This window comes from Streptosporangium sp. NPDC049644, from assembly GCF_040675205.1.
GTDB lineage: Bacteria > Actinomycetota > Actinomycetes > Streptosporangiales > Streptosporangiaceae > Streptosporangium > Streptosporangium fukuiense.
The window spans coordinates 5,292-7,118 of the sequence record NZ_JBFAOJ010000184.1 but is presented as its reverse complement, the minus strand read 5'-3'; the positions used below and the strand labels follow the sequence as shown (position 1 = coordinate 7,118).

The 1,827-nt window shown below is 67.0% G+C and carries 2 protein-coding genes and 1 pseudogene; all 3 read right to left on the bottom strand.

The window, feature by feature from the left end; all coding sequences use genetic code 11:
* Window positions 1-310: 310 nt before the first annotated feature.
* Window positions 311-1,027 (bottom strand): hypothetical protein, encoded by a 717-nt coding sequence (locus AB0J58_RS43610; protein ID WP_357797339.1) that lies wholly within the window; start codon window positions 1,025-1,027, stop codon window positions 311-313.
* A complete protein-coding gene (locus tag AB0J58_RS43605; RefSeq protein ID WP_357797341.1) occupies window positions 1,024-1,476 on the bottom strand; it encodes a hypothetical protein in 453 nt (150 codons plus the stop codon). Before AB0J58_RS43605 ends, AB0J58_RS43610 begins: the two co-directional genes overlap by 4 nt.
* 20 nt (window positions 1,477-1,496) lie before the next feature.
* Window positions 1,497-1,631: pseudogene (locus AB0J58_RS43600) on the bottom strand (hypothetical protein); the annotation flags it as partial.
* Between the last annotated feature and the right edge of the window lie 196 nt (window positions 1,632-1,827).

The window sequence follows — 1,827 nt, the reverse complement described above, 5'->3', positions numbered from 1 at the left end:
TTGTCGCGACGGCTTGACCTGGGCGGAAAAGGATTGAGCTGTCGGCCTGGCTGGAACGGGAGTGAACGGGGGTGGCTAGACCTGTCGGCTTGGCTGGGGTGGGGGTGACAGGGCATGTCGACGCGGCAAGGAATGACAGAGCGTGGCTTGTCGTACTGGGTTGGTCGGGTGAGGAAAGGTCTGTCGGCGAGAGAGGGCAAGGCAAGGCATGTCGTGCTGAAGTGGCTAGCCGTATCCGTGTTCACGGCGTCGCAGGAGAGGCCAGGCGTCAACCGTCGGCCTCCCCGAAGGTGCGACAGGGCCGAAACCATCAACGCATCCGATCGAACGCGAGGAGCTCGAACTTGCCGTCGGACCGGCCGCGGTCGGAGCCGATACCGATGTCCTCGCCGCGCTCCCAGATACGACCCCACTCCTCCGGCGACAGGAAGTCGTCGTGGACCTTCAGTTCGAACTCCAGCAGCGGGCGCTCCACGTACTCGACCCGGTTGATCGACGAGCGTGGGCCTTGCGCGGTCATGACGTGCTTGATCCGCTCCTCGACGCCGGTCGGCTCCTTCACCCCCAGGCCGATGTAGACCTCTTCGACGAAGGCCCTCTCGGCGAGGGTGGACATGAGCCCCTTACGGAAGGCGTTGGCGACCTTCTTCTTGCTGGGCCAGTCCGTCCCCGGGTAAGCGCTGTTGGCCCACTCCTTCAGGGCGGCCTTCATGCACCGGCCCTCGTAAGCCAGCTCGCCCGTGCTGGGGATCCGTTTGAACCCGTTGATGGACGGGGCAGCGTCCGACTCCAGGAGCGCGTCAGCGAGCTCATCCGCGGTCGGCTGCCGGTCGGGGAATCGCTCGGCGAGGGTCTTTTGTGTGAGCTCCTGCAGGTCCCGGTCGCCCAACTCCATGCGGGTCTTAAGCCAGCCCTTGATGACAGATTCCGAGGACGGCACCCCGCCCACGATCTTGTCGAGCACCTGCACCTGCACCCGGTAGCGGGCCACGCTCGTGGAGGTGCCGAAGATGTTGACCGCGCTCATTCGCCGACCGCCTTTCGGGTGATGTCCGGCCGTGAGATGTCCGCGGCGGGCAGTTGCAGGACGTTGCGCGGCGCCTGGGCGATCCTCAGCGCTGCTCTCAACTCCTCGTTACGGCGCTTCTCGGCGTCGAGCTTCGCTTGCAGGTCCGCCGTGTAATCCGCGGCGGCCGGCTGCAAGTCCACTTCCGGGTCGAACTGCAACTCGATGCTGGTGCGGCGTACCGCCTGGCGGGCTTGGCCGTAGCGGGCCACTACCGCCATCACGTCGGTGGCGCCCTGCACGGCGCGGAAGGTGTCGAACAGCTCCCGCGGCGGCCGGCCTTCCAACGACTGGCCGATGATTGTTTCCAGGTCGGCCCGTAGTTGCGGGTTGCTCTGGATCTGCTCCACAACGGAGTCGAACTCCTCGGCGCTGTAGCTCTGCGGGAGTCGCGCCCGGTTCCTTGACATGTCTCGTTCCTTGATCTTGTTCAGGGGGTCTTAGAAGCGGCCCGCGCCGATGCCCGGCGCTGTTCCCGGCGGCGCTCACCGCGGCGCTCTTCGGCGGTCATGCCGCCCCACACGCCGGTCGAGCCGGTCGCATTCGCCCACGCCAGACACTCGGCGCGGACCTTGCACCAGACGTGACAGAACGCGACGGCCTCCCGCTCGCGGGCGGGGGTCGAAGAACGCCTCGGTGTCTTCGCCCTTACACGCCGCCCGGCGGGTCCAGTCGAGGGACGGGCGGGCTGGCGGCTTGTGTTTGCCGTGGGCGGCTCCGGTCTTAGCGGTCACGCCCCACCTCCGGTCGCTTCGGCGGTG

Bases quoted from the DNA above. Each gene is read 5' to 3' on its own strand.
- AB0J58_RS43610 (WP_357797339.1), bottom strand. From the start codon at position 1,027: ATGAGCGCGGTCAACATCTTCGGCACCTCCACGAGCGTGGCCCGCTAC.
- AB0J58_RS43605 (WP_357797341.1), bottom strand. From the start codon at position 1,476: ATGTCAAGGAACCGGGCGCGACTCCCGCAGAGCTACAGCGCCGAGGAG.